Origin of the sequence: Desulfovibrio sp. ZJ746, from assembly GCF_011039155.1 — a bacterium.
Classification (GTDB): domain Bacteria; phylum Desulfobacterota; class Desulfovibrionia; order Desulfovibrionales; family Desulfovibrionaceae; genus Desulfovibrio.
In genome coordinates this window covers 1-2,580 of sequence record NZ_JAAKEK010000014.1, presented here as the reverse complement: position 1 = coordinate 2,580, position 2,580 = coordinate 1, and the positions used below count along the sequence as shown (strand labels likewise).

At 57.2% G+C, this 2,580-nt stretch carries 1 protein-coding gene, 1 tRNA gene and 1 rRNA gene; all 3 read right to left on the bottom strand.

Going from position 1 to position 2,580, the window contains the following annotated elements:
• Positions 1 to 2,042: ribosomal RNA gene (locus tag G7Y54_RS12440) — 23S ribosomal RNA — on the bottom strand; the annotation flags it as partial.
• A gap of 154 nt (positions 2,043 to 2,196) precedes the next feature.
• A tRNA-Ile gene (locus tag G7Y54_RS12435) sits at positions 2,197 to 2,273 on the bottom strand.
• 64 nt (positions 2,274 to 2,337) lie between these two features.
• On the bottom strand, positions 2,338 to 2,580 hold a 243-nt coding region (locus G7Y54_RS12520), incomplete at its 5' end, for a hypothetical protein (RefSeq protein WP_206214963.1).

Sequence of the window (2,580 nt, the reverse complement as noted above, 5' to 3'; positions counted from 1 at the left end):
CCGAGTCTCTGGCCGAGACAGTGTGGAGATCGTTACGCCATTCGTGCAGGTCGGAACTTACCCGACAAGGAATTTCGCTACCTTAGGACCGTTATAGTTACGGCCGCCGTTTACCGGGGCTTCAATTCGGAGCTTCGCTTGCGCTGACTCCTCCTTTTAACCTTCCGGCACCGGGCAGGCGTCAGTCCGTATACGTCGTCTTGCGACTTCGCACAGACCTATGTTTTTAGTAAACAGTCGCCACCACCATTTCTCTGCGGCTCTCCAGGGCTCGGGAGGGCGAGCCTCCCACACCCCGAAGAGCACCCCTTCTTCCGAAGGTACGGGGTTATTTTGCCGAGTTCCTTGGCCAGAGTTCTCTCGAGCGCCTTGGATTATTCATCCCACCCACCTGAGTTGGTTTCCGGTACGGTTTGTGTGCCCTATGCTTAGGAGCTTTTCTTGGCAGCGTGGACTCAACGGCTTCTGGGCTTGCGCCCTCGGATTCGCATCTCAGCATACAGATGCGGGGATTTGCCTCCGCATCATGCCTACCTGCTTGCACCGGGTATTCCAACACCCGGACCGCCTATCCTCCTGCGTCCCTCCATCACGCGGACACACAAGTACCCGAATATTAACGGGTTTCCCATCAGCTACGCGTTTCCGCCTCGCCTTAGGGGCCGACTAACCCTGGGAAGATTACCTTTACCCAGGAAACCTTGGGTTTACGGCGAACGGGTTTTTCACCCGTTTTATCGTTACTCATGTCAGCATAATCACTTCCCTGCAGTCCACCACACCTTTTGGCGCGGCTTCAGCCCGCGGGGAACGCTCCCCTACCAGACCGCTTGCGCGGAATCCAAAGCTTCGGCAGCATGCTTAGCCCCGTTACATTTTCGGCGCAACGTCATTAGACCAGTGAGCTATTACGCTTTCTTTAAACGATGGCTGCTTCTAAGCCAACGTCCTGGGTGTCTCTACAACGTCACCACCTTAACCACTGAGCATGCATTTGGAGGCCTTAGCTGTTGGTCTGGGCTCTTACCCTCTCGACAACGGACCTTAGCACCCGCTGTCTGACTCCCGTGGTACATCTGGACGGCATTCTGAGTTTGAAAGAGTTTGGTAATCTGGTAGGACCCCTAGCTCTGTCAGTGCTTTACCTCCGTCAGACAATCCACGAGGCTATACCTCAATATATTTCGGGGAGAACCAGCTATCACCGGGTTTGATTGGCCTTTCACCCCTATCCACAAGTCATCCGGAACGTTTTCAGCCGTTGGCGGTTCGGTCCTCCACAAGGCTTTACCCTTGCTTCAACCTGCTCATGGATAGATCACCCGGTTTCGGGTCTGATCCGCACTACTTGCGCCCTCTTCAGGCTCGCTTTCACTACGGCTCCGCTCACGCTTAACCTCGCAGTACAGATCAACTCGCTGACTCATTATGCAAAAGGCACGCGATCACCCCACATGGGGGCTCTCGCAGCTTGTGAGCACCTGGTTTCAGATTCTGTTTCACTCCCCTGACAGGGGTTCTTTTCACCTTTCCCTCACGGTACTGGTTCACTATCGGTCGTCGGATAGTACTTAGCCTTGGAAGATGGTCCTCCCGGATTCCCACGAGGTTCCACGTGCCTCGCGGTACTCAGGTACCGCCTGCGTCGCTTCCGGTTTCGGGTACGGGGCTGTCACCCGCTCTGGCGAAGCTTTCCAGCTTCCTTCCCCTGCCTACTCGCGAATCGCGTATGGCGGCCCTGCAACCCCGGCCGGACGAATCCGGCCGGTTTGGGCTCTTCCCCCTTCGCTCGCCGCTACTGAGGGAGTCTCGCTTGATTTCCTTTCCTTCGGGTACTGAGATGTTTCACTTCCCCGAGTTGGCCTCCGGGCACTATGTATTCATGCCGGGATGCCGGGGCATTGCCCCCGGCGGGTTTCCCCATTCAGAAATCCCCGGATCACAGGATGTTTAGCTCCTCCCCGAGGCTTATCGCAGCTTACCGCGTCTTTCTTCGCCTTCCGACGCCAAGGCATCCACCTGATGCTCTTTGCAACTTGTCGCTCGAAATTGCTTTCCTTCCATTCCCTGTTCAATTGTCAATGAGCCGGCCGGTCTCCCGGCTAGTCGGGCTGCCGCCCGAATCACATTCACGAGGCTTCCTTCCCCTCGTGCCTGCTCACGGATGGCAGCTTGTCGAGATTGCTTTTCTTGCGCTGGTGGGCCTGGAAAGACTTGAACTTTCGACCTCACGCTTATCAGGCGTGCGCTCTAACCACCTGAGCTACAGGCCCGTTTCCGCTTGGTCTTTTTTGTTCCGGCGGCGTCAGGCTCGCCGTTGCCTTGGTCACCTATGTCTCAATAGGCTCCCGGCGTCAACTGCTCGCCTTCCTTGCCGGAACAAAAAATCCCGGCGCGGAAAGCCACTCCAGTCCGGCGGCGTCGCGCCGCGCTGGCGTCTCGGTCACGTATGTCTTGATACGCTCCCGTCGCCGCCAGCTTGCGCTCCTTGCCGGAACAAAAAATCCCGGCGCGGAAACCGCTCGACTTTCGGCCGTCTGGCGCTGGCGTCGCCTCGGTCGCGTGCGTTTTGACACGCTC